The sequence below is a fragment of the Endozoicomonas sp. ONNA2 genome, from assembly GCF_024606365.1.
In the GTDB taxonomy this organism is placed as follows: Bacteria; Pseudomonadota; Gammaproteobacteria; order Pseudomonadales; family Endozoicomonadaceae; genus Endozoicomonas.
In genome coordinates, this window is sequence record NZ_JAHHPO010000779.1 from 1 (window position 1) to 1181 (window position 1181).

Below are 1181 nucleotides of genomic sequence, written 5' to 3' on the forward strand. Positions count from 1 at the left end.
TGATTATCCAATTTATTAAATTGAGCGCCATGAATCGGATAGTCAGCCGCTTCTGTCACGGCTTGTTTCAGCCACTGGCCATTATCGTCACGCCCCAGGATGCAGGCGGTGTGGTCCTGACTGACGGTAAAGGCAAGATTGCCTGAGGAAGAAAATCTTGCATCATTAATATTGTTTTGATGTCGAACCACCAACTCCTGCCATTTGCCATCTTTGTCGCACCACAGGATTGTCACAGTGCAATCACCACTAATGGCAAGCACACTGTCCTCCCGGGCATTGAAGGCAGCATGGTGAATCCCCCCTTGATGATACACCCTTGCTTTCTCAACCAGATTACCTTCCCCGTCATAACCCCAAAGGCAGGCGTAATTCGAGAAATTGCCATAGCTCAGGAGAAGATTCTCTGAGGGACTGAAGCTGACACGATGACTGTTGATATGGCTCAGGGTCTGACTTTTATCCAGACGGTTATCGTTACTATGCAAGTCCCAGATTTTAAAGGAGCCTTTACCGAAACAGGCCAGTACTTTACGCCCGGCGGGGCTGAAGATGGCGTAATCACAAGGCGGAATCGCTACTTTTTCTACCCAGGCACCTTTATCGTCATAACCGGAAATTATAGAATTTTTGGCTAAATCCCGGGTCAGTGCCTGTTGCCCGGAGGTATTGAAGCAGGCTTTGCAAATACGGTTGGGTACAATTTTGCCGCCGTGATTTACATTTTGCTCAGGATGACAGACTTCTGCGATCTGCAGCCAGTTGCCATCGTTATCGCGAGTCAGAAAATTTACCTGGTGACCCTGGGTGAAAATAAGGGCATGCTGCTCATCGTTGCTCAGTTCGGCACCACCAATATTGCTATTGCACCCAATGATCTTTTTCTCCTCCAGGTCATCGCCATTGGCACTGCAACCCCAGATGGTCGCCGTGGTGCCATTGTAAGTCAGTAAATAATTGTTCAAGGCCTTGAAGGAGTCTGGCTTTGTTTTGATTTTCGGATGGTGGATGATCTCTTTTGGCTGGTTTAGCGGGGTCCAACGGCCGTTGTCATCTACTTGCAAAACATTGATTTTTCCGCTTTGTGGATCGTAGGACATTATCTTGTCCTGCAACGAGCTGAAGTTTGCCTCCACCGGCGAATAGTTTTTTGCACAGAGGGGGGCAAGTGCTACTGACTC

The 1181-nt window shown here is 48.3% G+C and carries 1 protein-coding gene; it reads right to left on the bottom strand.

What is annotated here, in order from left to right:
* A partial coding sequence (locus KDK14_RS13830) for a WD40 repeat domain-containing protein (RefSeq protein WP_257265757.1) occupies positions 1-1100 on the bottom strand: 1100 nt, incomplete at its 3' end.
* Between the last annotated feature and the right edge of the window lie 81 nt (positions 1101-1181).